Below are 26181 nucleotides of genomic sequence, written 5' to 3' on the forward strand. Positions count from 1 at the left end.
TGAGGATTGCTTTTTGTAATTAATAAAATATGTCGAATTCAAACCAATTAAAATTTACACCCGAAGTGTTTGGCTATCCATTACTATTTGTGATGATGCTTTGGATTGTATTTTGGGTTGAATCTCGTTTTGGGTTGAATTTCAATTCTTACGGAATTTACCCAAGAGAATTAAAAGGTTTGCGCGGAATTCTTTTTAGTCCCTTCATTCACGGAAGCTTGAAACATCTTTTTAATAATTCAATTCCATTATTTGTACTATCCTCTGCATTGTTCTATTTCTACCGAAATATTCGGTGGAAAGTTTTAATATTTGGGCTTTTATTGACTGGTATTGCAACGTGGTTAATTGGTAGATCTTCGCTACATATTGGAGCAAGTGGCGTGGTTTATATGCTTGCTGCATTTTTATTTTTTAAGGGGGTTTTTTCAAAACAGTTTCAGCTTACTGCCTTGGCTTTGGCTGTTGTATTTCTTTATGGAGGAATGCTTTGGTATGTGTTTCCAGTAAACCCAGAAATTTCTTGGGAAGGACATCTTTCCGGGTTTGTTATGGGCTTGTTATTTGCTTTCTATTTTAAAAGCAATCCAGTTCAGAATAAAAAATATGATTGGGAGCGTGATGATTATAATCCTGACAAAGATCCTTTTTTAAAACAGTTTGATGAAAATGGAAATTTTGTGGAACTTCCAAAAGAATTACCTGAAGAAGGACCCACGATAGAAACTATTGAACCAAAACCTACCCAGATAAGAGTAATATACAGTTATAAGAAAAATTCAGAAGAAACTGAATAAATCTTATCTACGCTGACGCACTACTTCATAAAGAAATGCCCCGCAAGCCACAGAGACATTTAATGAATTGATTTCACCTAGCAGGGGTAAGGAAGCGCGTTGATCTACTAAACTTAGAACCGACTTTGAAACACCTTTTCCTTCCGAGCCCATAATGATAGCAAGCGGAGTTTTTAAATCCAAGGAATAAATCTCGGAATTTGTTTTTTCGGTTGCTGCAATTGTTGTAATTCCAGAGCCTTGTAAATAAAAGATGGCGTCTTTAATATGTTCCACTTTACAGATTGGGATTTTAAAAATGGCGCCAGCCGAAGTTTTTACAGTATCACCGGAAACAGGAGCACCACCAGTTTTTTGGATAATTACCGCATTAACACCAGTACATTCGGCAGTACGAAGAATGGCTCCAAAATTTCGGACATCTGTAATTTGATCTAGAATAAGGAAAAGTGGGGCTTTATCGCTTTCGAGTGCTTTTTCAACAACATCTTCCAAAGTATGGAACGCCACTGGAGAGGTTACTGCTACAATACCTTGGTGGTTTCCCCTTGTAAGTCTATTGAGTTTTTCAAAGGGGACTATGCTTACAGCAACGTTTGCCTTTTCAAGATCTTTTATAAGATTTTCAATCTTGTCACTATCTATTCCTTTTTGCACAAACACTTTGTCAAAAAAAATTTGTGAAGCCAATGCTTCTTTGATAGGGTAAATTCCGAAAATGGTGTTTGTTATATCGCTCATAGGTTTTTAATCGTAAAGCTTTATAAAGCTTTTAATTTTGTTCAAAGGTAAATAGATTTAGCTTGGGTTGTGTTATAAAATTTTAGATATAAAAAAACACCCCTTAATTTTTTTAAGGGGTGTTTAAGATGAATTAAAAATTAAGTTTAGAAAATTTATTATTGTCTAAGTCTAACTGTAAATCTACCTCCAGATACAACATTTCCACCACCTTCAATGGCAACTGTGAAATATTCCCCTCTTTCATCTTCAATGGAGTTGTCTATTCCTGTAATAGTAATTCCACCGCGCTGCGAGTTTGCAGGAATGGTTACCATTGCTTCAAAAGTATAATTTTCTGGATTGGTTGCTACTAGTGGTGGATCTGCTATTTCCAAGATAGTAGGAATGACTATAACTTTAAATTGTCTATCTACATCAGCCAGGTCGGAAGCAAATAATACATTATCAAAGGTTCTGGTTCTTTCGCCACCTTCAGGAATATTATTAATATTATTGTCAATTGGCTTTGTGAATCCAACCACTGTTTTACGGTCTGCATTAAAGTCATCGTAAGTTTCACAAGAAACCACGAAGAGGCCTAAAATGATGAATGTAATTATTATATTGATTTTTTTCATTATGATAATTTTTAAGATTATTAATACCCAGGGTTTTGTTGCAAATTAGGATTTAGATCTGTTGCAGTTTGTGGAATTGGCAATTGGAATTTTTCATTCCCTAATTGCAAATTCTGTGCAGCAGATGGAACTCCGCTTCCGTCATTCAAGTCACCAAAACTACCGCGCACAATAGGAAGAGACCATCTTTTTAAGTCAAAGAAACGTTGAGATTCAAATGCGAATTCCAATCTTCTTTCAAGACGTATTGCATCACGAAGTGCAGTACCGGTTTCGCCACTTGGAGGGTTTGTATATCTTTTTGTTCTTACGGCATCCAAAGCAATGCGAGCTGCCCCTTCATTTCCTAAGTTATATTCAGCTTCTGCAATGTTTAGTTTTGCTTCTGCCGCACGAAGAATTTTTAGATCAACGCGACCAGCAAATTGGCCATCCTCTCTTGCGAACAATTTTTTAATTGCATTAAACTTTAAGGCACCATTTTTTCCTTGGAAAGTATAGGCATCTTTTCTTATATCATCATCTGCAAAAAGTTGAAAAAATGGATAAGAAACCACGTATTCAGGAACTAAAGTATTTACGCCAAATTGGCTCCAGGTTACACCAGGAGAGATATCTAATCCAGGAGGATCTACATCAATCCAGAAAATAACACCGCTTTTAGATACGTCTTCCCATACTCCTACAATTGCATTACGAGGTGCAACAGCCGTGGTAACTGCATTGGCTGCATCAATGGAATTTTGCCATTGACCCATATATAGGTATGCGCGTGATAATAAGAGGTTTACACCATCTTTATTCAAACGACCTGCTTCATTAGTGGCTGGAATACCTTCCAATGCATCTTTAAGATCTTGTACTATCAAGTCATAAGTTGCACCAACTGTTAATCTTGCAGGTTCTATAGAAAAATCTGCTGAGGTTACGTAAGCAACTCCCAGACTACCATTGGCATCTGCTGATTGTGTTGGTATTTTAGCAAAGAATGAAGCGATGTTCATATGTCCTAAAGCTCTTAATGCCTTTGCTTCAGCAACTACTTTTTCTTTGTTTGAACCTTCAAAAGTAGCACTTTGTTCTAATAACGTGTTTGCTCGAAAGATCATTTGATACGTACGTTCATATAATCCGCTCATAGGTTCGCTAGAGGCGGAATATTGCCAGTTGTGCAAATTTCTTCTACTTCCTCTACCTTTTGTGGCAAAAGTTACGTTGTCTGACAATACGTCTGGAGCATCAAGCATTCCACCTGCATCACTCCCACCATAAAGGGAGCCATTAGTTAAACTTGAATAGATACCTCTGGCGGCATTTTCATAATCGGCAACAGTAATGTAAGATTGTGAAGTTGCAAGCGCATCAAACGGTATTTGATCTAGTTCACTATCACAGGAAGTAAAACCTCCTATGACAAGAGTTAAAACTGCGATTTTATAAATTATTTTTTTCATTTTATCAATTTTTTTTAAAATTAGAAACTAACGTCCAAACCAAATTGGAATGACTTAACGTTTGGATAGCTGTAAAGTGTAGCTTCACCGGGAGCAACTGCATCACCAAATGCGACGGTCTCGCCGGAAGAAAGTCCTACTTCTGGATCTCCCCAGAACTTGGTAAAGGTCATTAGGTTTTGTCCTTGTGCATATATTCTTAAACTTTGTAATGGTGTTTTTTCCAAATACTCGCTTGGGAAATTGTATGATAATGTAACATTACGCATACGGATGTAATCTCCTTTTTCCAAGAATCTATCTGAATTCACAGTCTGATCAACAGCTGCGTAAATTGGACTTGGCATTACGTTAGTATCGCCAGGTTGCTGCCAGTAATTGAATGCAGTAACAGCTTGGTTGTCGTCAATTGCCTGCCCATCAGATTCTGCGTTAGATCTTACAAAGTTGTTTATCCAGTTTCCTGCTTTAAATACGAAATCAGCACGAAGACCAAAACCTTTGTAGCTTAGATTGGTAAAGAAACCTCCTTCTTTATCTGCAAGAGCAGATTTCCCTTGGAACACGCGATTTTCACCTTCAGGAAGATCCTCAGCAAAGTAAGTATTGCCATCTGCTCCTAAGAATAAAGATTTTCCTGTGCCAGCATCAACTCCAGCATAACGTACCAAATAGTGCTCATTAATTTTTCTACCTTCACTAAAGCGAATATTATAGGCGTCAGCAGGAGTCACATCTTCTCCATCAGGAAGCTCAATTATCTCAGTATCTAAGAAGATAATGTTTCCTCCAAGAGTCCAAGTAAAATTGCTCGTACGAACAATATCACCTTGCAAGGATATTTCAAGACCTTTGTTTTGGATTTCTCCTAGGTTTCCAGGAACACCTCTTCTGCCATCAGGATCAATAATTCCTGCTTCCCATGCAGTAGGGATATTGAATAGAAGGTCGGTGGTATTTCTTACAAAGTAATCAGTAACACCTCGAACACGTTTGTTGAAGAGGTTAAATTCTAAACCAACGTTTGCGGTAGTAGTTGTCTCCCACTTAAGATCTGGGTTAGCAACAGTAGCAGGATATGAACTTGAACCTCCTGGATAAGATCCAAAAGCGTTAGTAGCTTGAGAATCATAACGCTTAATACCGTTTCTATTACCCACAGAACCGTAAGCAGCTCTTAATTTAAGGTCATTGATTGCATCAACACCGAAGAAGTCTTCCTTGGCAATGTTCCAACCTAAACTACCACTCCAGAAAGTACCGAATTGATAATCTTTACCAAAGTTAGAAGAACCATCGCGACGTACAGATGCTGAAGCAAGATATTTCTCTTTGTAATCGTAGTCAGCAAATACACCGTAAGATACCAAAGTCAATCGAGATCTATTGGTAAATCCATTGTTCAAGTCTGCAGCACTGGTTTGTGTGCTCAACAATGGAGATGGGAAACCTGTACTACGTACAAATGTACGGTAGAACTCATTAAGGTTATATTCATAAAGTCCCAACACATTTAAATGGTGGTTGTTTGAATTCAAAGTATAGTTCAAGCGGTTACTGATGGTTAAATCCAACCTGTCTTGTTGATCATCAAATTTATTACCAACAGCTGCATTATTCAGAATGATATCCAAAATACCTCCTGGTTTAGAATAACTTTCTCTTCTTATTAAGCCATGGTTGATAGAAGTAGTGAAACCATAAGTCCAATTCTTGGACAACTTTACCAATGCATCAACACTGGCAAGTGTAACTTGGTCAACATCTGTAGATGGTTCTGTCTCCAAAGCCCCTCTTGTTGCAAAATTTCGATGAGTTGGGTTATATTGTGGGTTGCCATTATCATCCAATTTTATGTTGCCTTCATCATCGTATAGAAACTCAGTTTCATATTGATTCATGACATATACTGATTGAAAAGGGTTTTGAGTATTGTTTCTATCTCTTGGCTCATCACTTGTTGAACGTGAATAACCAACATTAACACCCATTGTCAACCATTTTTTAGCGTCAAAATTAACGTTCAAACGGGTTCCTAGTCTTTCGAAACCATCAATTTTGTCAATAATACCAGTGTTTTTATCATGGCTTACAGAGAAGTAATAATCAACTTTTTCACTACCTCCTGAAATAGATATGTTGTTGTTTTGTATAACACCATCTTTTAACATAAGGTCTGCCCAATTTGTTTCTCTAGACAACAACTCTGCGCGCTCTGGCGACCCAGGTGTTGTTTGAACTCCAGGTAATGATCCAGCAGGCCCACCTAACGCGTATATCTCTGCTTCATATTGAAGTTTTTGTTCAGCATTCATCATGGTGAAGTTTGGTTCAATTCTCGAGGTTGTTCCATAACGCGAACTGTAGCGGATTACCGCATCTTTATTTCTATTACCATTTTTTGTTGTGATTACCACTACACCGTTTGCTCCACGGGAACCGTAACGCGCTGTAGTTGCAGCATCTTTCAAGATGGTAATGTTCTCAATATCTTCGTTAGGAACATTTGCAAGGTCTTCCTCCCTAATAGGGGCTCCATCCACAATATATAGTGGTGAAGACGCACCTGCAACAAGAGACCCTGTTCCACGAATACGAACGAAAGCTCCTTGTCCCGGTTTACCGTTTGCAGAAGTTACCTGCACACCGGCCGCCTTACCTTGTAGCATATTGTCTATACTGGTGGTTGGTGCCATTTGCGATAATTCCGAAGCGGAAATTGATACAACAGCTGATGTTTGTACCGTTTGGTTTCGTGTAGAATAGCCTGTTACAACAACTTCTTCCAGAGCCGCAGCATCTGGTAATAAAGAAACGTCGATCTTATTCTGAGCTCCTACTTTTACTTCCTTGGCAACAAAACCTACATAACTAAAGACAAGGGTCTGTCCCACATTGGCTGAGACGGTATAATTACCATCAAAATCCGATTGTGTGCCAGAACTTGTGCCTTTAACAATAACGTTTGCACCAGGCAATGGCAGACCTGTGTCGTCCGTCACCGTACCTGTAATAGTTTTTTGCTGTGCGAAGGTAAGCTGCACAACTAACGCTAATATAAGCGTTAAAATTCCACTAAACTTTGTTCTCATTTTTATAAATTATTTGAATTAGCCAACGGCAAAAATCATAATAAAAAGTTAATTACACAAGTATTTGCTCCCAATTTTTAAGTTTTATTCGGTAATGATGGAGGGATTAATTGGAATATCCTAAAATTTTGAAGAAATGCTGATGTGTATCTTGGTATTTGAAAAACTGAAATCTTGGTTTTTTGTGTTCCCATTAGCAACATTGAACTTAAATAGTCCTGCTTTGGTATTGAGTCCAAGCCCCAACCCAAAGCTGTATAGGTTTTGTTTAAGTAATAGGGTTTCGTTTTCGAAATACCCAACATCTATTATGCTATGAACATACACCCCATCATTAAATTGGTATCTGTACTCCGTATTTATTACTGAATAAAGCGACGCATCAATACTGTTCTCATTGAAGCCTCGCATACTGTTAATGCCGCCAAAACGGAACAATTCATTAACTAAATAACTGTCGCTGAAAAGTACGCTCGTTAAATTTTGCACGAAAATGGAGTTTTGATAGTTAAGGTTGAAAATATTATTGAGCAATGTTTCAATACGTATTTGGTCATCACTGTTGCCTTCTTTATCACGAGCTCCAAGGCCTCCATCGAGACTAATGATTGTTTTTATGGGGAAGAGCTTTTTGTTTTGGGGTTTAATATATGAGGCCCCGGCTATAAAAAACTTAGACTTAAAATCTTCAACAGGTGTTCCTGCCACAGCAATGTCCAGAAGATTGCTTGAGTCGTAGCCTTTATAGCCAATATATGTAGTTGATTTTGGATTTATTTGATAGGTTGCACGCACTTGTTGTTCCGTTGTGATAAATGTACTGTCTCGTTTAAAGATTTTAAGTTCGCCGCTTAGCCCAAATGGAGTTTTGAGCAAATATGGCAAAGTTGCTTTTACCCTAAAGTTCACTTGTTCTTTGCCGTCTGCTTTATAGTTTAGCAATAATTGTTCTCCATAATTGAGGTTGTTGTTCAATTCAAGATTGAGATAGCCGTTAAAGGTGAGTTTTTGTGTTTCTTCGTCTGTTGCAAAACCGAGTATTCCGTCAAAAAGATTGTTGTTTTGTTTTTCGAGATAAAAATAAACCGTGGTGGAATCTTTTCTGAAAAGTGCTTCTGGTGGTTTAATGGCCGAGACAAAACCCAAGCTGTTTAGATTCTCGCTTTGTTCCACTAGTTTCTTTTGGTTGAATAGCTTTCCTTTTTTCACCCCTGCGTAATATTTCAAAAAAGAACGAGGAAATTTTTCGTATCCTTTTATGGCAATGGAATCTACGGTCCTAATGTTTCCGTTGTCCACAAATAGCGCGGCGGATAATTTGTTATTATCATCTTTTTCAAATTCGGTCAGTCGTAAACGCGCAAAGGCATTTCCCTTTTGGTTTCGGAGTGCGGTTAGTTTTCTTAAGGAATTTGGAATTGTTTCAAAAGGAAGGATGAAATAAGTATCGGTAATTTCAGTAGAAACTCGTTGAATTTCTTTTTTGTTGAAATTTTCTTCGGAATAAAAAACCTTTAGTTCGTTATATTTTTTTCCGAAGTAGAAATTTGCGGTATAACTACTATCGTTTTCTTTTTGGAGTTGAAGCATTTCGCTTTCTATATATCCCATCCGCTGCAGCTTTAAATAGACGGTGTCGGTTTCTTTTTTCAATGCAGTAAAATCTTCAAAAGAAGTATTCATTCGCAGGGAGTCTTTCATCCCTTGCGAAATAGGTTTTTCTGCCTTTATGGATAGCGTGAGTTCCTGCGCGTTCATTCCGAAGAAAAAACAGGTATATATATAAAGGTATATAGAAATGTATAGGAGTTTTTTCAAAAAGGGCGAAATTTGCTTTGTAAAACTAACGCTTCTACTTTCCATTTCATATGTAAACTAAAAAAATAACGAAAGGATGCTGAAAATTAATTCGGTATGGTTTGATTAATGAAAAAAAAATTCTACATTTGCATCCCCTAAAAATAGGGGTGTTTTATTTTTAAACATTAATAATACATATTTTATATGCCAACAATTTCACAATTAGTACGTAAAGGAAGGACCAAAATAACCAAGAAGAGTAAATCGGTTGCTTTGGATTCGTGCCCACAACGTCGTGGTGTTTGTACGCGTGTATATACTACTACACCTAAGAAACCAAACTCTGCTATGCGTAAAGTAGCAAGGGTAAGGCTTACAAACGGTAAGGAAGTAAACGCATACATCCCAGGCGAAGGTCACAATCTCCAAGAGCACTCGATAGTATTGGTTAGAGGTGGAAGGGTAAAGGATTTGCCAGGAGTTAGGTATCACATTGTACGTGGAGCTTTAGACACCGCAGGTGTTGCAGGCCGCACACAACGTAGATCTAAGTACGGGGCAAAACGCCCAAAGAAGTAAAAATGAAAACGGGTTAATAGTTAATATGTTTGTAGAACAACTAACAATTAGCGTTTAACCATTAACAAAACAACAAATGAGAAAAAGACAGGCCAAAAAAAGACCCCTTTTACCAGATCCACGGTTTAATGACCAGTTGGTTACGCGTTTCGTGAACAACATGATGTGGGACGGAAAAAAGAGTGTGGCTTTCAAAGTTTTCTATGATGCTATTGACATTGTAGATGAAAAAAAACAAGACGAAGAAAAAACCGCGTTGGAGCTTTGGAAAGATGCACTTTCCAATATTATGCCTCACGTAGAGGTGCGTAGTCGTAGAGTTGGTGGGGCAACCTTCCAAATTCCAAATCAAATACGTCCAGACCGTAAAATTGCAACCGCAATGAAATGGTTGATTACCTATTCAAGAAAAAGAAACGAGAAATCCATGGCTGCAAAACTTGCAGGTGAGATTCTTGCAGCTGCCAAAGAAGAAGGTGCTGCTGTTAAGAAGCGTATGGATACCCACAAAATGGCAGAAGCTAACAAAGCATTCTCACATTTCAGATTCTAAAAAATGGCACAAAGAGATTTAAAATACACAAGAAATATTGGGATTGCCGCGCACATTGATGCCGGTAAAACCACAACAACGGAGCGTATCCTTTTTTACACAGGGGTAAGTCATAAAATTGGTGAGGTTCACGATGGTGCTGCAACCATGGACTGGATGGAGCAAGAACAGGAGCGTGGTATTACCATTACTTCGGCTGCTACCACTTGTAAATGGAAGTTCCCAATGGAGAACGCCGAGATACTTCCTGAAACAAAAGAATACAACTTTAACATTATAGATACTCCCGGCCACGTGGATTTTACCGTAGAGGTAAACCGCTCGTTGCGTGTTCTTGATGGCTTGGTGTTCCTTTTTAGCGCAGTAGATGGTGTTGAGCCACAATCTGAAACTAACTGGAGACTTGCTGACAACTATAAAGTGCCTCGTATTGGTTTCGTTAACAAAATGGACCGTTCAGGAGCTAATTTTATGGAAGTTTGCCAACAAGTAAAAGATATGTTGGGTTCCAATGCGGTGCCAATTGTTTTGAATATCGGTGATGAGGAGAATTTCAAGGGAATCGTTGATTTGATAAAAAACCGTGCCGTTATTTTTCACGATGATTCATTTGGTGCTACTTTTGACGTTATTGAAATTCCTGAAGAATTAAAAGCGGAAGCGAAAATGCTAAGAGGTAAACTTATTGAAGAAGTTGCCGCTTACGATGAAAATTTGCTTGAAAAATATATGGAAGATGAAAATTCCATTACCGAGGATGAAATCCACGCTGCGCTTCGTGCTGCTGTTATGGATATGAGTATCATCCCTATGGTATGTGGTTCTTCATTTAAAAATAAAGGCGTTCAGTTTCTTTTAGATGCTGTGTGTCGTTACTTGCCTTCTCCAATGGATAAAGAAGGTATTATAGGTATTAATCCAGATACTGAAAAAGAAGAAATCCGCAAGCCGGATGTTACTGCTCCTTTTGCGGCTTTGGCATTTAAGATTGCTACAGATCCTTTTGTTGGTCGTTTGGCATTCTTTCGTGTGTATTCTGGTCGTTTGGATGCAGGTTCTTATATTTTGAACAATCGTTCGGGTAAAAAAGAACGTATTTCTCGTATCTACCAAATGCATTCCAATAAGCAAAATGCTATCGATTTTATCGAAGCTGGAGATATTGGAGCGGCAGTTGGATTTAAAGACATTAAGACTGGTGACACCATGTCTGATGAAAAACACCCAATTGTTTTAGAAAGTATGAACTTCCCTGATCCAGTAATTGGTATCGCGGTAGAGCCTAAAACAAAGGTGGATGTTGATAAATTGGGTATGGCTTTGTCAAAACTTGCCGAAGAAGATCCAACATTCCAAGTACGTACAGACGAAGCTTCTGGACAAACAATTATTTCTGGAATGGGCGAACTTCACTTAGATATTATCGTGGACCGTTTGCGTCGCGAATTCAAAGTTGAAGTAAACCAAGGACAACCACAAGTTGAGTATAAAGAAGCTATCACAAAAGTTGCAGATCACAGAGAGGTTTATAAGAAACAATCTGGTGGTCGTGGTAAATTTGCTGATATCGTATTTACACTTGAACCATCTGAAGAAGGAAAAATTGGTTTGGAATTCGTAAATGCTGTAAAAGGTGGAAACGTACCAAAAGAATTTATCCCTTCTGTTGAAAAAGGTTTCAAACAAGCAATGGCCAATGGGCCGCTTGCAGGTTTTGAAGTTGACAGTATGAAGGTTACTTTAAAAGACGGATCGTTCCACCCTGTGGATTCTGATGCGCTATCTTTTGAGCTTGCTGCAAAAATTGGTTTCAAAGAAGTTGCCAAAAAAGCAGGGGCTGTAATCCTTGAGCCTATTATGAAACTTGAGGCGCTTACGCCAGAAGAGTATATGGGTGATATTGTTGGTGACCTTAACCGTCGCCGTGGTACAATCACTAATATGAGTGACCGCGCCGGAGCAAAAGTTATCAAGGCTGAAGTGCCGCTTTCTGAAATGTTTGGTTATGTAACTACATTAAGAACATTGTCATCAGGTCGTGCAACTTCAACTATGGAATTTTCACATTATGCAGAAACACCTTCTAACATTTCAGAAAGTGTAATCGCAGCAGCAAGAGGAACCGCTAACGTAAATTAATTTCAGCAATGAGTCAAAAAATAAGAATTAAACTAAAATCTTACGATCACAATTTGGTGGACAAATCTGCTGAAAAAATCGTAAAGACCGTGAAGAGTACAGGTGCTGTTGTAACGGGACCAATTCCTTTACCAACACACAAAAAGATATTTACAGTATTACGTTCTCCTCACGTGAACAAGAAAAGTAGAGAGCAATTCCAACTAAGTTCTTATAAAAGACTTTTGGATATCTACAGTTCTTCTTCAAAAACGATTGACGCTCTAATGAAATTAGAGTTGCCAAGTGGAGTAGAAGTAGAGATAAAGGTATAGTGCTCTAACTGAAATAAATAGTTTCAGGTTACATGTCCCGAGCTGCGTGCGGAGGAAAAACGGAAAACAAAGTAACATTCGGGATCGAATTTATTTTGATCCCGTTTGTTTTGAAATGAATATTGCGATTTTTCGCATATCAAATAAATAGTAGTAATAATCAATAAATAATTAAATATGTCTGGGTTAATTGGAAGAAAGATAGGGATGACCAGCATCTTTGACGAGAACGGAAAGAACATTCCGTGTACCGTTATTGAAGCAGGACCCTGTGTTGTCACCCAAGTCAGAACCATAGAGGTTGACGGGTACAATGCTCTTCAACTTGGTTTCGATGACAAGAAGACTGTAACTAAAGCTGCCGAAGGGCACGCTAAAAAAGCAGGAACCGTTGCAAAACGCAAAGTTGTTGAATTCAAGGGATTTGAAGAAAATTACAAATTAGGTGACACAATTACTGTGGAGCATTTTATCGAAGGTGAGTTCGTGGATATCGCGGGTACATCAAAAGGTAAAGGTTTTCAAGGGGTTGTAAAACGTCATGGTTTTGCTGGTGTTGGTCAAGCCACACACGGTCAGCACAACCGTTTGCGTGCACCAGGTTCCATTGGAGCTGCATCATATCCTGCGAGAGTATTCAAAGGAATGAGAATGGCAGGCCAAATGGGGAATGAGAGAGTAAAAGTTGAAAATTTAAGGATTTTGAAAGTAGTTCCTGAAAAGAATCTACTTGTGGTAAAGGGAGCTGTTCCTGGCCATAAAAATGCTTATGTAATGATCGAGAAATAATGAAGGTAGCTGTATTAGACATAAACGGAAAAGACACAGGTCGGAAAGTTGAACTTTCTGCAGATGTGTTCGGAATAGAACCTAACAATCACGCTGTTTACCTTGATGTGAAACAATATCTTGCCAATCAAAGACAAGGAACTCACAAAGCAAAAGAACGTGCTGAGATCTCAGGATCTACCAGAAAGATAAAGAAACAAAAAGGAACTGGTACTGCCCGTGCGGGTAGCATCAAGTCTGGTGTATTTAAAGGTGGTGGTAGAATGTTTGGACCACGTCCGCGTAGCTACTCTTTTAAATTGAACAAAAACCTTAAACGTTTGGCACGTAAATCTGCCCTATCGATGAAGGCGAACGATAAAGCTATTTTTGTATTAGAAGACCTTAATTTTGACGCTCCAAAAACCAAGAGTTTTACTGCGGTTTTGAACAGTTTAGGACTTAATGACAAAAAATCTTTATTTGTGTTGGGAGACTTAAATAATAATGTATATTTGTCCTCTCGCAATTTGAAAGGTACTGAAGTTATAACTAACTCACAATTAAGTACTTATAAAATTATGAATGCAAACAGTTTAGTGCTGTTTGAAGGTTCTTTGGAAGGAATTGAAACAAACTTAAGTAAATAGAAACAAGATGAACATCTTAATTAAACCTATAATTACGGAAAAAGCTACCAAGGCTGCTGAAGACAAAAATGTTTTTGGCTTTGTAGTAAACCCAAAGGCGAATAAGGTAGAAATCAAGAAAGCGGTGGAAGCTGCTTACGGAGTTTCTGTTGAAAAAGTTCGCACAATGAATGTCCGCCCTGATAGGAAGACCCGTTTTACAAAAACAGGTGTCCAAACTGGTAAAACGAACGCTTATAAAAAAGCAATCGTACAGGTGGCGGAAGGTGATACAATAGATTTTTACAGTAACATCTAAGGTAACTTAGATCTAATTAGACACAAATGTCAGTAAGAAAATTAAAACCAATCACCCCGGGTCAGCGTTTTAGGGTTGTAAATGGTTTTGACGCCATTACAACCGATAAGCCGGAGAAGTCTTTACTTGCTCCGAACAAGAGATCTGGTGGTAGAAACAGTCAAGGAAAAATGACCATGCGCTACATAGGTGGTGGTCACAAGAAGAAATATCGAATTATTGATTTTAAACGCGACAAAGCGGGAATTCCTGCAACCGTTGCTAGTATTCAATACGATCCAAACCGTACTGCGTTTATCGCACTTTTGAACTATCAAGATGGTGAAAAGCGATATGTAATTGCACAGAACGGACTACAAGTTGGGCAAAACATCCTTTCCGGTGAAGCGGTAGCTCCCGAAATTGGAAACTCAATGCCCCTTTCAGCTATTCCATTAGGTACTATTATTTCCTGCATCGAGCTTCGTCCCGGTCAAGGAGCCATTATGGCGCGTAGCGCTGGTGCTTTTGCACAATTGATGGCCCGTGATGGAAAATATGCTACCGTTAAACTTCCTTCAGGTGAAACCCGATTTATTTTGGTAAACTGTATGGCTACCATTGGTGCTGTATCAAACAGTGACCACCAATTATTAGTATCTGGTAAAGCTGGTAGAAGCAGATGGTTGGGTAGAAGACCACGTACAAGACCGGTAGTGATGAACCCTGTGGATCACCCAATGGGTGGTGGTGAAGGTAAATCTTCGGGAGGTCACCCACGTTCTAGAAAAGGTATTCCTGCAAAAGGTTACAGAACCCGTTCTAAAACGAAAGCGAGTAATAAATATATCTTAGAACGAAGAAAGAAATAAGTTATGGCAAGATCGTTAAAAAAAGGACCGTTCGTTCATTACAAACTAGACAAGAAAGTTCAACAAAACGTTGAGGATAACAAGAAGACCGTAATCAAAACTTGGTCGCGAGCTTCTATGATTACTCCAGATTTTGTTGGCCAAACCATCGCAGTACACAACGGACGCCAATTTGTTCCTGTGTATGTAACAGAAAACATGGTTGGGCATAAACTAGGAGAATTTTCACCTACCAGATCATTCCGTGGTCACGCAGGTGCTAAAAACAAAGGTAAAAAATAATAGGCCATGGGAGTTCGTAAAAGAGAAAGAGCAGAAGGAATCAAGGAAGCAAAGAAGATAATGTACTTTGCCAAATTGAATAATTGCCCCACTTCACCAAGAAAAATGCGTTTAATGGCAGACTTGGTACGTGGTGAGAAAATAGACAAAGCACTTAATATTTTGAAGTTTAGTTCAAAAGAATCTTCACGCAAATTGGAGAAACTACTTTTGTCTGCCATCAATAACTGGCAACAAAAGAACGAAGACGCTTCAGTAGAAGATGCAGATCTTTTTGTTAAGGAAATCCGTGTGGATGGTGGAACAATGTTGAAAAGACTTCGCCCAGCACCGCAAGGCCGCGCACACAGAATTAGAAAGCGCTCCAACCACGTAACACTGGTATTGGCAGCTAACGATAACACACAAAGCAAGTAATTAAATGGGACAGAAGACAAATCCAATCGGAAATCGCTTAGGTATCATTAGAGGTTGGGAATCCAACTGGTACGGAGGCAACGACTACGGCGACAAACTAGCCGAAGACGATAAGATCAGGAAATATATCCATGCTCGTTTAAGTAAAGCTAGTGTGAGTAGAGTAATTATTGAGCGTACGCTTAAGCTTGTAACCGTTACTATAACCACTGCCCGTCCCGGTATCATTATCGGTAAAGGTGGCCAGGAAGTAGACAAGCTAAAAGAAGAGCTTAAGAAAATTACAGATAAAGATGTACAGATCAACATCCACGAGATTAAAAGACCTGAGCTTGATGCATTTTTGGTAGCTGCGAGCATCGCACGCCAAATTGAAAGCCGTATTTCGTACCGTCGTGCAATAAAAATGGCGATTGCAGCAACAATACGTATGAATGCTGAAGGTATTAAGGTTCAAATCTCAGGACGTTTGAATGGTGCTGAAATGGCACGTTCAGAATCTTACAAAGAAGGTCGTATTCCTTTATCAACTTTTAGAGCCGATATTGACTACGCTTTAGTTGAGGCACACACTACCTATGGTAGATTGGGTGTTAAAGTATGGATTATGAAAGGCGAAGTATATGGAAAGAGAGAGCTTTCTCCACTAGTTGGCCTGTCAACAGGCAAAAAGAGTGGTGGTAAAGGAGCTCCAGCAGGACGCGGTGGCAACAAAGCACGTCGCAGAAAGTAATTTTTTAAATAAAAGAAAATGTTACAACCTAAAAGAACAAAGTACCGTAAGCAAATGAAAGGCCGTATGAAAGGCGATGCCGGTCGTGGTAACCAGCTAGCATACGGAACCTTCGGTATAAAATCGTTGGAATCAGAATTTCTTACAGCAAGACAAATTGAAGCTGCACGTATCGCTGCTACCCGTTTTATGAAGAGAGAGGGTTCTATCTGGATTATGATTTTTCCAGATAAGCCAATCACCAAAAAACCTCTTGAAGTACGTATGGGTAAAGGTAAAGGTGCTGTAGAGTATTACGCTGCTGTAGTGAAGCCAGGAAGAATGCTTTTCGAAGTATCTGGTGTTACACTTGAAACAGCAAAAGAAGCACTGCGCCTTGCAGCACAGAAGCTTCCGGTTAAAACTAAATTTGTAATGTCTCGGGATTTCCAAGCATAATTTTTTTGAACGATGAAACAATCAGAAATTAAAAAAGCAACAACGGCTGAACTTAATGAAGCATTCGCTGAATCAAGAAAGGCTTATTCAGACCTTAAAATGGCACATACCATTTCACCGTTGGAAAATCCAGTTCAACTAAGATCTCAAAGAAGGGTCATAGCAAGAATAGCGACCGAACTAACTAATAGAGAAGTGCAATAATTGTACAGCTGAAAGATGGAAGAAATTAAAAGAAACTTAAGAAAAGAACGTATAGGGATAGTAACCAGTAACAAAATGGACAAATCCATCGTAGTTGCAGAGGTGAAAAAAGTAAAACACCCTATGTACGGAAAGTACGTAACGAAAACTAAAAAGTACGTTGCGCACGACGAAACAAACAACTGCAATGAAGGCGATACGGTAAGGATCATGGAAACACGTCCTTTAAGTAAAACCAAATGTTGGAGATTAGTAGAAATAATTGAAAGAGCGAAGTAATTATGTTACAACAAGAATCAAGACTCAAAGTCGCAGATAATACCGGTGCTAAAGAAGTTCTTTGCATCCGTGTATTGGGCGGTACAAAAAGAAGGTATGCTTCTATTGGTGATAAAATTGTAGTTTCTGTAAAAGAAGCTACACCAAACGGGAACATTAAGAAAGGTGCCGTTTCTACAGCAGTGGTAGTACGTACTGTGAAGGAAATAAGAAGACCTGATGGTTCTTACATCCGTTTTGACGACAACGCCTGTGTGCTTTTAAACCCACAAGGGGAAATGAGAGGAACACGTGTTTTCGGCCCGGTAGCAAGAGAGCTTCGCGACAAGCAATTTATGAAAATAGTATCATTGGCACCAGAGGTGCTTTAATATGAAAACTAAGATGACAAAGCTTAAAATAAAATCAGGCGATACAGTAGTAGTTACTGCCGGAGACCACAAAGGTTCTGAAGGTAAAGTGATGAAAATACTCCTTGACAAAAACAAAGCAATCGTAGAGGGAGTTAACATGGTTTCGAAACATGAGAAGCCAAGCGCGAAGAACCCACAAGGTGGAATCGTAAAAAAAGAAGCTCCTATCCATATTTCAAACCTTTCATTGGTTGATCCAAAATCTGGAAAAGCAACACGTGTAGGTTATAAAACTGAAAATGGTAAAAAAGTACGGTTTTCAAAACAATCGAATCAAGCAATATAGTTATGGCATATTCACCAAGACTTAAAGAAGAGTACAAAAGCAGAGTGGTTAATACACTCACTGACGAATTTGGTTACAAAAACGTCATGCAAGTACCAAAATTGGAGCGTATTGTTGTTTCCCGCGGTGTGGGTGCAGCAGTAGCTGACAAGAAACTTATAGACTATTCAGTTGATGAGTTTTCAAAGATAACTGGGCAAAAAGCAGTTCCGACAAATTCTAAAAAAGACGTTGCAAACTTCAAACTTCGTAAAGGCATGCCAATTGGTGTGAAAGTTACGTTGCGTGGAGAGCGTATGTACGAATTTTTAGACAGGTTGGTTACTTCGGCTTTGCCAAGGGTACGTGACTTTAACGGAATTAAAGCTACCGGTTTTGACGGAAGAGGAAATTACTCTTTGGGAATTACTGAGCAAATTATCTTCCCCGAAATCGATATCGATAAAGTGAAGAAAATTGAAGGAATGAACATTACTTTCATCACTTCGGCAAAAACCGATAAAGAAGCGAAATCATTATTACAGGAATTGGGATTACCCTTTAAAAAGAACTAAGAGATGGCTAAAGAATCAATGAAGGCCCGCGAGGTTAAGAGACAAAAAACGGTATTGAAGTATGCTGCCAAACGCAAAGCTTTGAAAGAAGCCGGCGATTGGGAAGGTTTGCAAAAATTACCAAAAAATGCCTCGCCTGTACGTTTGCACAACCGTTGCAAATTAACCGGAAGACCAAGAGGGTATATGAGAACTTTTGGAGTTTCACGTGTAATGTTTCGTGAAATGGCAAATTCAGGGTTAATTCCAGGAGTGCGTAAAGCGTCTTGGTAAGAACAGATTTTTCTGTTCAAAAGAAAAAAGTATAAATTGGTTGTAGGTTTGGAATAATCCAAAAACCACTTCCGCAAATTCAAATAAATGAATACAGATCCAATTTCAGATTATCTAACGCGAGTTAGAAATGCTGCAAAAGCCGGACATCGCGTAGTAGAGATTCCAGCTTCAAATCTTAAAAAGGAGATTACAAAAATCCTTTTTGATCAAGGTTACATTTTAAGCTACAAATTTGATGATGAAAGTACCCCACAAGGTATCATCAAAATTGCTTTAAAATATGACAAGATTTCTAAAGAATCAGTGATCAAGAAAATACAAAGAATTAGTAAACCAGGTTTACGTAAATACGCAAGTTCAACAGAGCTTCCTCGTATTTTGAACGGTTTGGGTATTGCCATTATATCTACTTCTTCAGGAGTAATGACTGGCAAACAGGCCAAAGCTCAAAATGTAGGTGGTGAAGTATTGTGTTACGTTTACTAAAAAATAGACAAAGAAATGTCAAGAATAGGTAAAAACCCGGTAGCAATCCCACAAGGAGTTACGGTTGAAGTAAAAGACAACGTAATTACCGTAAAAGGAAAATTAGGCGAGTTAACTCAGGAATTTTCTGATGTAACCGTGAAAGTAGAAGATGGACAAGTATTGGTTGAACGCCCTTCAGACTCTAAAGACCATACTGCAAAGCACGGTCTTTACAGATCTTTAATCAACAATATGGTTGAAGGCGTAAGCAACGGATGGTCTAAGCAATTAGAATTGGTAGGTGTGGGTTACCGCGCCAGCAACCAAGGACAGCGTTTGGATTTAGCTTTAGGATTTTCGCACAATATCGTTTTGGACATCGCTCCAGAAGTGAAATTGGAGACAGTATCTGACAAAGGTAAAAACCCAATCATAAAATTAACTTCTCACGACAAACAATTGGTTGGGCAAGTTGCGGCAAAAATCCGCGCCTTCCGTAGACCAGAACCATACAAAGGAAAAGGTATTAAGTTTGTAGGTGAACAATTAAGAAGAAAAGCAGGTAAATCTGCATAACAAATAGAGTTATGGCATTATCAAAGTACGAAAGAAGAGAGCGCTTGCGCATGCGAATCAGAAAAACGGTTGAGGGGACTGAAAGTCGCCCACGTTTAGCTGTTTTCCGCAGCAACAAAGAAATATACGCTCAGATTATTGACGATGTAAATGGAAAAACCATTACCGCTGCATCTTCAAGAGATAAAGACATTGACGCTTCAAAAGTAAACAAAGTTGAAGCTGCAAAATTGGTGGGAAAAGCAATCGCAGAAAAAGCTGTTAAAGCTGGTGTAGACACCATTGCTTTTGACAGAGGCGGTTACTTATACCACGGAAGAGTAAAATCATTAGCTGAAGGTGCACGCGAAGGTGGCCTTAAATTCTAAGTCATATTATGTATCGAGATTATAAAAACGTAGAATTAGTAAAACCAGGAGGTCTTGAATTGAAAGACCGTTTGGTAGGTGTACAACGTGTAACCAAGGTGACCAAAGGTGGTCGTGCCTTCGGATTTTCAGCTATAGTAGTTGTTGGAGACGAAAAAGGAGTGGTTGGACAAGGACTTGGTAAATCCAAGGATGTTGCCAGTGCAATAGCAAAAGCTATTGAGGATGCCAAGAAAAACTTGGTTCGTATCCCGCTTAACAAAGTAACTCTTCCGCACGAACAAAAAGGAAAATATGGTGGAGCCCGTGTAAACCTTCTTCCAGCTGCACCTGGTACAGGAGTTATTGCAGGTGGTGCTGTACGTGCCGTTTTGGAAGCAGTAGGAGTACACGATGTATTGTCAAAATCTCAAGGATCTTCCAACCCACACAACGTGGTGAAAGCAACCTTTGATGCTCTTTTGCAAATGCGAAGTGCACAAACGGTGGCTAACCAACGTGGAATTTCACTTGAAAAAGTATTTAAAGGATAAATATCAGAGCGATGGCAAAAATTAAAGTAACAAAGGTAAGAAGCGTTATAAAACGCCCAAAAAACCAAAAGAGAATCATGGAATCATTGGGTCTTCGCAAGATGAACCAAACTGTTGAACATGAAGATACGCCAAACATTCTTGGTATGATCAATAAAGTTAATCACTTAGTTTCTGTTGAAACTAAATAAGGACACACAAAATAATGGATTTAAGTAACTTACAACCCGCCGCAGGATCGGTGAAAAATCAAGGCAAGCGAGTAGGTCGCGGACAAGGTTCCGGTAAAGGTGGTACAGCCACCCGCGGACACAAAGGAGCAAAATCACGTTCAGGATATTCCAAGAAAGTTGGATTTGAAGGTGGACAAATGCCCATACAACGTCGTGTTCCTAAGTTTGGATTTACAAACATCAACCGTAAGGAGTATAAAGGTATCAACATAGATACCCTACAGCAACTGGTTGACGACAAAAAAGTAAAAGATACCGTTGACTTTGAAACCTTATTTGGTTTGGGTCTTGCTGGAAAGAACGAAATGGTTAAGATATTAGGAAGAGGAGAAATAAAGGCAAAACTAAAAGTATCTGCGCACAAGTTTACTGCCTCGGCAAAAGAAGCTATTGAAGCTGCCGGAGGTGAAGTAGTAACATTGTAACAAGAGATAAGGATGAAATTTATCGAAACCTTAAAAAATGTTTGGAAAATAGAAGAGCTGCGTAACCGCATTATTCTAACCTTAGGAATGCTATTGGTGTACCGTTTTGGAGCACAAGTAGTACTTCCGGGGATTGATGCAGATATGCTAGCCCAATTTGCAGGTAAATTTGATGCCGGTGGTATTGGTGGATTGCTGAACGCATTTACAGGAGGGGCTTTCGCCAACGCTTCTGTCTTTGCATTGGGTATTATGCCATATATTTCTGCTTCCATCGTTGTACAGTTAATGCAAATTGCTGTGCCTTACCTTCAAAAATTACAGAAAGAAGGCGAAAGTGGCCGTAAGAAAATCAATCAGATTACCCGTTGGTTAACCATTGGTATCTGTTTGGTACAAGCACCAAGCTACCTTGCAGGTCTTCCCGCAATGGGAGTTCCAGCAGAAGCTTTTGTAATGGGACAGAGTGTTATGTTCTATGTTTCTTCAGTAATTATACTTGTAACAGGAACAATATTCGCAATGTGGTTGGGTGAAAAAATCACCGATAAAGGTATTGGTAACGGTATTTCCATACTTATTATGGTTGGTATCATTGCACGTATGCCACAATCATTTGCACAAGAATTTGTTTCAAGAGTAATGGAATCAAACGGTGGTTTGATTATGATTCTTATTGAATTGGTTATCTGGTTTGTAATTATCCTATTGTCAATTATGTTGGTAATGGCGGTGCGAAAGATACCTGTGCAATATGCAAGAAGAACAGCAAGCGGTGGTTATGAAAAGAATATTTTTGGGGCACGCCAGTTCATTCCATTAAAGCTGAACGCTTCTGGGGTAATGCCAATCATTTTTGCGCAGGCAATTATGTTTGTACCATCAGCCGTTGCAAGTCTTTCTGAAAGCGATTTCGCACAAGGAATTCGGGCTACTTTTAGCGATATTTTTGGACTGTGGTATAATGTAGTATTTGCAATATTGATTATAATATTCACATATTTCTATACTGCTATTACGGTTCCAACCAATAAAATGGCTGATGATCTTAAACGTAGCGGTGGTTTCATTCCAGGTATTAAGCCAGGATCGCAAACCGGCGAATATTTGGATCGAATAATGTCTCAAATTACACTTCCGGGATCTGTGTTCTTAGCACTAATTGCTATTGCTCCAGCATTTGCGGTGAAGTTGTTGGGAATCCAGCAAGGTTGGGCATTGTTTTACGGAGGTACATCACTATTGATTATGGTTGGTGTGGCTATCGATACAATGCAACAAGTAAACTCGTATTTATTGAACCGTCATTATGATGGTTTGATGAAAAGCGGCAAAAATAGAAAGGCAGTAGCATAATTATGGCAAAACAAAGCGCAATAGAACAGGATGGAAGTATAGTGGAAGCACTATCAAACGCAATGTTCCGTGTAGAATTGGAAAATGGCCACGTAGTAACCGCACACATTTCTGGTAAAATGCGAATGCACTATATTAAATTGTTACCCGGAGATAAAGTGAAATTGGAAATGAGCCCTTACGATTTAAGTAAGGCAAGAATAACATACAGATATTAATACAACGAACCTCACGGTTCATTGAACACTAAATAAACAAGAGACAGATGAAAGTTAGAGCATCCGTAAAGAAAAGAAGTGCCGACTGCAAGATTGTTCGCAGAAAAGGCAGATTATATGTAATTAACAAAAAGAACCCAAAGTTCAAACAAAGACAAGGATAAGTTATGGCAAGAATCGCAGGTGTAGATATCCCGAAGCACAAAAGGGGTGTAATCGCGTTAACGTATATCTTCGGAATCGGTAAGAGCCGAGCTGAAGACATACTGAAAAAAGCCGAGGTTAACGAAGACAAAAAAGTAAATGAATGGAACGATGATGAAATCGGTGCTATTCGTGACGCTGTATCGTCTTTCAAAATCGAAGGTGAATTACGTAGTGAAGTTCAATTAAGTATTAAACGCTTAATGGATATTGGTTGTTACAGAGGTATTCGTCACAGATCGGGTCTTCCATTAAGAGGACAACGTACTAAGAATAACTCTCGTACAAGAAAAGGAAAACGTAAAACTGTTGCTAACAAGAAAAAAGCAACTAAATAAAACCTAGAGTTATGGCAAAGACATCGTCTAAGACTACAAAAACAGTTAAAAAACGCAAGGTTAATGTTGAATCTGTTGGTGAAGCGCATATTACTGCTTCCTTCAACAACATTATCGTGTCGTTAACAAATAAGAACGGAGATGTTATCTCTTGGTCCTCAGCCGGTAAAATGGGTTTCCGTGGATCTAAGAAAAACACTCCTTATGCAGCTCAGTTGGCATCAGAAGATTGTGCAAAAGTTGCACACGATGCTGGTTTACGTAAAGTAAAAGTTTATGTAAAAGGGCCAGGAAACGGTAGAGAATCTGCAATACGTTCTATCCACAATGCAGGAATTGAAGTAACCGAGATTATCGACGTTACCCCAATGCCGCACAACGGATGTCGTCCTCCTAAAAGAAGAAGAGTTTAATTAATAATAAATATCAATCTGAAGGATAAAAAACTAAAGGATTAACGTAAGACCTTAATTTAGTTTTCCTTCATAACCTAAAATTAGAAATGGCAAGATATACTGGTCCAAAAACTAAAATCGCCCGTAAGTTCGGGGAAGCAATCTTCGGAGACGACAAATCTTTCGAAAAGAGAAACTACCCTCCAGGGCAACACGGTAACACACGTCGCCGTGGTAAAAAATCTGAATATGCAATCCAGTTGATGGAGAAGCAAAAAGCAAAATATACCTATGGTATCTTGGAGCGTCAATTCAGAAACATGTTCAAAAAAGCAACTGCTGCTCCTGGAATTACAGGTCAGGTTTTGCTTCAATTGTGTGAGTCACGTCTTGACAATGTAGTATTTCGTATGGGGATTTCCCCAAGTCGCTCTGGTGCTAGACAATTGGTTTCTCACCGTCATATCACCGTTAATGGTGAAAAAGTAAACATTCCATCTTACCAATTGAAACCTGGAGATGTAGTGGCCGTTAGAGAGAAATCAAAATCTCTTAGCGCAATCAACGATTCGTTGGCAAATGCAAGTCATGTTTATGAGTGGATTACTTGGAATGGCGAAACAAAACAAGGAACTTTTGTTTCTGTTCCTGAGCGTATCCAAATCCCAGAAAACATCAACGAGCAGTTTATCGTCGAATTATATTCTAAATAATAAAAACACAGAAAGTCAATTATGGCAGTATTTAGTTTTCAGAAGCCTGATAAAGTTATAATGGTGAACTCCACCGATTTCGAAGGAAAATTTGAATTTCGTCCTTTGGAACCAGGTTACGGACTTACCGTTGGTAACGCATTAAGACGCGTACTACTTTCCTCTTTGGAAGGATTCGCCATCACTTCAATTCGTATTGAAGGTGTGGACCACGAATTTTCTACCATTGCTGGAGTAGTGGAAGATGTTACCGAAATTATTTTGAACCTTAAACAAGTTCGTTTCAAAAGACAGATTGACGAAATAGACAACGAAACCGTTACTATTTCTGTTTCTGGAAACGAGCAGTTGAAAGCTGGTGATTTCCAAAAATTCATTTCAGGTTTCCAAGTATTGAATCCAGAATTGGTTATATGCAATATGGAGAAGAAAGTGAACCTTAATTTCGAATTAACTATCGAAAAAGGTCGCGGTTATGTTCCTGCTGAAGAGAACAAAAAGGCGAACGCTCCTTTGGGAACCATCTTTACAGATTCTATCTATACTCCGATAAAAAATGTGAAGTACAGCATTGAAAACTTCCGTGTAGAGCAAAAAACCGATTATGAAAAATTGGTTTTCGAAATCGTTACAGACGGATCTATTCACCCAAAAGATGCTTTAACTGAAGCTGCAAAAACATTGATTCACCACTTTATGTTGTTCAGCGATGAGCGCATTACCTTGGAGGCTGATGAGATTGCACAAACTGAAACTTATGATGAAGAATCCCTTCATATGCGTCAGTTGCTTAAAACAAAATTGGTAGATATGGATCTTTCGGTTCGTGCACTAAACTGTTTGAAAGCTGCAGAAGTTGATACCTTGGGAGACCTTGTGTCCTTCAACAAAAACGACTTGATGAAGTTCCGTAACTTTGGTAAAAAATCGCTTACAGAGCTCGAAGAGCTTGTAAACGTGAAAGGACTAAACTTCGGGATGGATCTTGCAAAATATAAATTAGATAAAGACTAGTAGATTAACGATTTCAGATTTATGATTTCATATTGTTGAAGTTGTAAATCTGAAATCAACTATCAACAAACTTTAATAAAATTAACCCATCATAATTTGCTCTCCGATGAACGGATTTTGTAGCAAGATGATGAAAACAAAAATGTCATGAGACACGGAAAAAAAATAAATCACTTAGGAAGAAAAACCGCCCACAGACACTCAATGTTGGCAAACATGGCGAGTTCTTTAATTGAACACAAAAGAATCAATACTACTGTTGCAAAAGCGAAAGCATTGAAGCAGTTTGTAGAGCCATTGGTAACTAAGTCTAAGGAAGACACCACACACAACCGTCGTTTGGTTATGGCAAAATTGCGTCAAAAAGATGCTGTTGCTGAGCTTTTCAGAACTGTTGCGCCAAAAGTTGGTGACCGTCCAGGAGGTTACACCCGTATCATTAAGTTGGGTAACCGTCTAGGTGATAATGCCGATATGGCAATGATTGAGCTTGTAGATTTCAACGAAATTTACAACGCTGGTAAAGCTACCAAGAAGAAAACTACACGTAGAAGTCGTCGTGGAAGTTCTGCCGGAACTGAAGCTGCTGCTGCACCTGCTGCAAAAGCCGCTCCAGCAAAAGCTGAAAAAGAAGCGAAGAAAGAAGAGGAATAAATATATTTTATTTCAGAAATACTCAAAAAGGGATAAACATAGTTGTTTATCCCTTTTTTATTTAGAATGTGCGAGAAGTTTAATTTGAAAAAAAGATTTATTACTTTATTTTTTGATTGATTTTTATATTACATTTAAGTGACTATTA

The 26181-nt window shown here is 38.7% G+C and carries 38 protein-coding genes; 33 read left to right on the forward strand and 5 right to left on the reverse strand.

Annotated elements, in window-relative coordinates; translation table 11 throughout:
• Window positions 1–29: 29 nt before the first annotated feature.
• Window positions 30–797, forward strand: a complete 768-nt coding sequence (locus tag ESU54_RS10015; protein ID WP_111844235.1) for a rhomboid family intramembrane serine protease — start codon at window positions 30–32, stop codon at window positions 795–797.
• A gap of 3 nt (window positions 798–800) precedes the next feature.
• On the opposite strand, the gene rlmB is transcribed toward ESU54_RS10015, so the two are convergent.
• From rlmB to ESU54_RS10040, 5 genes are all read right to left on the reverse strand, one after another.
• A complete protein-coding gene (gene rlmB, locus ESU54_RS10020) occupies window positions 801–1538 on the reverse strand; it encodes a 23S rRNA (guanosine(2251)-2'-O)-methyltransferase RlmB (protein WP_111844234.1) in 738 nt (245 codons plus the stop codon).
• 158 nt (window positions 1539–1696) lie between these two features.
• Entirely contained in the window at window positions 1697–2158 is a 462-nt protein-coding gene (locus tag ESU54_RS10025; RefSeq protein WP_111844233.1) for a hypothetical protein, read from the reverse strand.
• Between the two features lie 20 nt (window positions 2159–2178).
• On the reverse strand, window positions 2179–3612 hold the full coding sequence (locus tag ESU54_RS10030) for a RagB/SusD family nutrient uptake outer membrane protein (RefSeq protein ID WP_111844232.1): 1434 nt from the start codon (window positions 3610–3612) through the stop codon (window positions 2179–2181).
• Window positions 3613–3632: 20 nt separating this feature from the next.
• On the reverse strand, window positions 3633–6704 hold the full coding sequence (locus tag ESU54_RS10035; RefSeq protein WP_111844231.1) for a SusC/RagA family TonB-linked outer membrane protein: 3072 nt from the start codon (window positions 6702–6704) through the stop codon (window positions 3633–3635).
• Between the two features lie 120 nt (window positions 6705–6824).
• Window positions 6825–8522 carry a POTRA domain-containing protein gene (locus ESU54_RS10040; protein ID WP_160113268.1) on the reverse strand — a complete coding sequence of 566 codons (1698 nt, stop codon included), beginning with the start codon at window positions 8520–8522 and terminating at the stop codon, window positions 6825–6827.
• A 186-nt stretch (window positions 8523–8708) separates the two neighbouring features.
• Here ESU54_RS10040 and rpsL point away from each other — a divergent pair, with 186 nt between their 5' ends.
• From rpsL to rplQ, 32 genes are all read left to right on the forward strand, one after another.
• Window positions 8709–9083, forward strand: a complete 375-nt coding sequence (gene rpsL, locus ESU54_RS10045) for a 30S ribosomal protein S12 (RefSeq protein ID WP_014782632.1) — start codon at window positions 8709–8711, stop codon at window positions 9081–9083.
• A 76-nt stretch (window positions 9084–9159) separates the two neighbouring features.
• The gene (gene rpsG, locus ESU54_RS10050) at window positions 9160–9636 is read left to right on the forward strand and encodes a 30S ribosomal protein S7 (protein ID WP_111844229.1); all 477 of its coding nucleotides are present in this window, start codon (window positions 9160–9162) and stop codon (window positions 9634–9636) included.
• A gap of 3 nt (window positions 9637–9639) precedes the next feature.
• On the forward strand, window positions 9640–11775 hold the full coding sequence (gene fusA, locus ESU54_RS10055; protein ID WP_111844228.1) for an elongation factor G: 2136 nt from the start codon (window positions 9640–9642) through the stop codon (window positions 11773–11775).
• Between the two features lie 8 nt (window positions 11776–11783).
• The gene (gene rpsJ, locus ESU54_RS10060; RefSeq protein WP_010181931.1) at window positions 11784–12089 is read left to right on the forward strand and encodes a 30S ribosomal protein S10; all 306 of its coding nucleotides are present in this window, start codon (window positions 11784–11786) and stop codon (window positions 12087–12089) included.
• Window positions 12090–12266: 177 nt separating this feature from the next.
• Window positions 12267–12878, forward strand: coding sequence for a 50S ribosomal protein L3 (gene rplC / locus ESU54_RS10065; RefSeq protein WP_111844227.1), 612 nt, complete (start codon window positions 12267–12269; stop codon window positions 12876–12878).
• Window positions 12878–13507 carry a 50S ribosomal protein L4 gene (gene rplD, locus ESU54_RS10070; protein ID WP_111844226.1) on the forward strand — a complete coding sequence of 210 codons (630 nt, stop codon included), beginning with the start codon at window positions 12878–12880 and terminating at the stop codon, window positions 13505–13507. Before rplC ends, rplD begins: the two co-directional genes overlap by 1 nt.
• A gap of 7 nt (window positions 13508–13514) precedes the next feature.
• Window positions 13515–13805 (forward strand): 50S ribosomal protein L23, encoded by a 291-nt coding sequence (rplW, locus tag ESU54_RS10075; RefSeq protein ID WP_111844225.1) that lies wholly within the window; start codon window positions 13515–13517, stop codon window positions 13803–13805.
• Between the two features lie 26 nt (window positions 13806–13831).
• Window positions 13832–14656, forward strand: coding sequence for a 50S ribosomal protein L2 (gene rplB, locus ESU54_RS10080; protein ID WP_111844224.1), 825 nt, complete (start codon window positions 13832–13834; stop codon window positions 14654–14656).
• A 3-nt stretch (window positions 14657–14659) separates the two neighbouring features.
• Window positions 14660–14938 (forward strand): 30S ribosomal protein S19, encoded by a 279-nt coding sequence (gene rpsS, locus ESU54_RS10085; RefSeq protein WP_062622473.1) that lies wholly within the window; start codon window positions 14660–14662, stop codon window positions 14936–14938.
• A gap of 6 nt (window positions 14939–14944) precedes the next feature.
• A complete protein-coding gene (rplV, locus tag ESU54_RS10090; RefSeq protein WP_146848116.1) occupies window positions 14945–15355 on the forward strand; it encodes a 50S ribosomal protein L22 in 411 nt (136 codons plus the stop codon).
• Window positions 15356–15359: 4 nt separating this feature from the next.
• A complete protein-coding gene (rpsC, locus tag ESU54_RS10095) occupies window positions 15360–16088 on the forward strand; it encodes a 30S ribosomal protein S3 (RefSeq protein ID WP_111844222.1) in 729 nt (242 codons plus the stop codon).
• Between the two features lie 18 nt (window positions 16089–16106).
• Window positions 16107–16526 carry a 50S ribosomal protein L16 gene (gene rplP / locus ESU54_RS10100; protein WP_014782642.1) on the forward strand — a complete coding sequence of 140 codons (420 nt, stop codon included), beginning with the start codon at window positions 16107–16109 and terminating at the stop codon, window positions 16524–16526.
• Window positions 16527–16538: 12 nt separating this feature from the next.
• Window positions 16539–16730 (forward strand): 50S ribosomal protein L29, encoded by a 192-nt coding sequence (rpmC, locus tag ESU54_RS10105; RefSeq protein ID WP_111844221.1) that lies wholly within the window; start codon window positions 16539–16541, stop codon window positions 16728–16730.
• A 15-nt stretch (window positions 16731–16745) separates the two neighbouring features.
• Window positions 16746–17009 (forward strand): 30S ribosomal protein S17, encoded by a 264-nt coding sequence (rpsQ, locus tag ESU54_RS10110; protein WP_111844220.1) that lies wholly within the window; start codon window positions 16746–16748, stop codon window positions 17007–17009.
• Window positions 17010–17011: 2 nt separating this feature from the next.
• On the forward strand, window positions 17012–17380 hold the full coding sequence (gene rplN / locus ESU54_RS10115) for a 50S ribosomal protein L14 (RefSeq protein ID WP_045079247.1): 369 nt from the start codon (window positions 17012–17014) through the stop codon (window positions 17378–17380).
• Window positions 17381–17393: 13 nt separating this feature from the next.
• Entirely contained in the window at window positions 17394–17708 is a 315-nt protein-coding gene (rplX, locus tag ESU54_RS10120) for a 50S ribosomal protein L24 (protein ID WP_111844315.1), read from the forward strand.
• Window positions 17709–17710: 2 nt separating this feature from the next.
• On the forward strand, window positions 17711–18262 hold the full coding sequence (rplE, locus tag ESU54_RS10125) for a 50S ribosomal protein L5 (RefSeq protein ID WP_111844219.1): 552 nt from the start codon (window positions 17711–17713) through the stop codon (window positions 18260–18262).
• Between the two features lie 3 nt (window positions 18263–18265).
• Complete coding sequence (rpsN, locus tag ESU54_RS10130) at window positions 18266–18535, forward strand: 30S ribosomal protein S14 (protein ID WP_111844218.1); 270 nt, start codon at window positions 18266–18268, stop codon at window positions 18533–18535.
• Between the two features lie 87 nt (window positions 18536–18622).
• On the forward strand, window positions 18623–19024 hold the full coding sequence (gene rpsH / locus ESU54_RS10135) for a 30S ribosomal protein S8 (protein WP_111844217.1): 402 nt from the start codon (window positions 18623–18625) through the stop codon (window positions 19022–19024).
• A gap of 15 nt (window positions 19025–19039) precedes the next feature.
• The gene (gene rplF / locus ESU54_RS10140) at window positions 19040–19582 is read left to right on the forward strand and encodes a 50S ribosomal protein L6 (protein ID WP_111844216.1); all 543 of its coding nucleotides are present in this window, start codon (window positions 19040–19042) and stop codon (window positions 19580–19582) included.
• Between the two features lie 11 nt (window positions 19583–19593).
• Window positions 19594–19950: a 50S ribosomal protein L18 gene (gene rplR, locus ESU54_RS10145; protein ID WP_111844215.1), complete on the forward strand. Its 357-nt coding sequence runs from the start codon at window positions 19594–19596 to the stop codon at window positions 19948–19950.
• A gap of 8 nt (window positions 19951–19958) precedes the next feature.
• Window positions 19959–20483, forward strand: a complete 525-nt coding sequence (rpsE, locus tag ESU54_RS10150; RefSeq protein ID WP_111844214.1) for a 30S ribosomal protein S5 — start codon at window positions 19959–19961, stop codon at window positions 20481–20483.
• Between the two features lie 11 nt (window positions 20484–20494).
• Window positions 20495–20674, forward strand: a complete 180-nt coding sequence (gene rpmD, locus ESU54_RS10155; RefSeq protein WP_111844213.1) for a 50S ribosomal protein L30 — start codon at window positions 20495–20497, stop codon at window positions 20672–20674.
• Window positions 20675–20688: 14 nt separating this feature from the next.
• Entirely contained in the window at window positions 20689–21141 is a 453-nt protein-coding gene (rplO, locus tag ESU54_RS10160) for a 50S ribosomal protein L15 (RefSeq protein WP_111844212.1), read from the forward strand.
• Between the two features lie 12 nt (window positions 21142–21153).
• A complete protein-coding gene (secY, locus tag ESU54_RS10165) occupies window positions 21154–22497 on the forward strand; it encodes a preprotein translocase subunit SecY (protein ID WP_111844211.1) in 1344 nt (447 codons plus the stop codon).
• A gap of 2 nt (window positions 22498–22499) precedes the next feature.
• Window positions 22500–22715 carry a translation initiation factor IF-1 gene (gene infA, locus ESU54_RS10170; protein WP_111844210.1) on the forward strand — a complete coding sequence of 72 codons (216 nt, stop codon included), beginning with the start codon at window positions 22500–22502 and terminating at the stop codon, window positions 22713–22715.
• Window positions 22716–22762: 47 nt separating this feature from the next.
• The gene (ykgO, locus tag ESU54_RS10175) at window positions 22763–22879 is read left to right on the forward strand and encodes a type B 50S ribosomal protein L36 (RefSeq protein ID WP_009779203.1); all 117 of its coding nucleotides are present in this window, start codon (window positions 22763–22765) and stop codon (window positions 22877–22879) included.
• 3 nt (window positions 22880–22882) lie between these two features.
• Window positions 22883–23257, forward strand: a complete 375-nt coding sequence (rpsM, locus tag ESU54_RS10180) for a 30S ribosomal protein S13 (protein ID WP_111844209.1) — start codon at window positions 22883–22885, stop codon at window positions 23255–23257.
• Window positions 23258–23268: 11 nt separating this feature from the next.
• Window positions 23269–23670 (forward strand): 30S ribosomal protein S11, encoded by a 402-nt coding sequence (rpsK, locus tag ESU54_RS10185; protein ID WP_111844208.1) that lies wholly within the window; start codon window positions 23269–23271, stop codon window positions 23668–23670.
• A gap of 89 nt (window positions 23671–23759) precedes the next feature.
• Complete coding sequence (gene rpsD / locus ESU54_RS10190; RefSeq protein WP_111844207.1) at window positions 23760–24365, forward strand: 30S ribosomal protein S4; 606 nt, start codon at window positions 23760–23762, stop codon at window positions 24363–24365.
• A 21-nt stretch (window positions 24366–24386) separates the two neighbouring features.
• The gene (locus ESU54_RS10195) at window positions 24387–25379 is read left to right on the forward strand and encodes a DNA-directed RNA polymerase subunit alpha (protein ID WP_111844206.1); all 993 of its coding nucleotides are present in this window, start codon (window positions 24387–24389) and stop codon (window positions 25377–25379) included.
• A gap of 147 nt (window positions 25380–25526) precedes the next feature.
• Window positions 25527–26033: a 50S ribosomal protein L17 gene (gene rplQ, locus ESU54_RS10200; RefSeq protein WP_111844205.1), complete on the forward strand. Its 507-nt coding sequence runs from the start codon at window positions 25527–25529 to the stop codon at window positions 26031–26033.
• Window positions 26034–26181 lie beyond the last annotated feature (148 nt).

Origin of the sequence: Aequorivita antarctica (assembly GCF_007997155.1) — a bacterium.
GTDB classification, from domain to species: Bacteria; Bacteroidota; Bacteroidia; order Flavobacteriales; family Flavobacteriaceae; genus Aequorivita; species Aequorivita antarctica.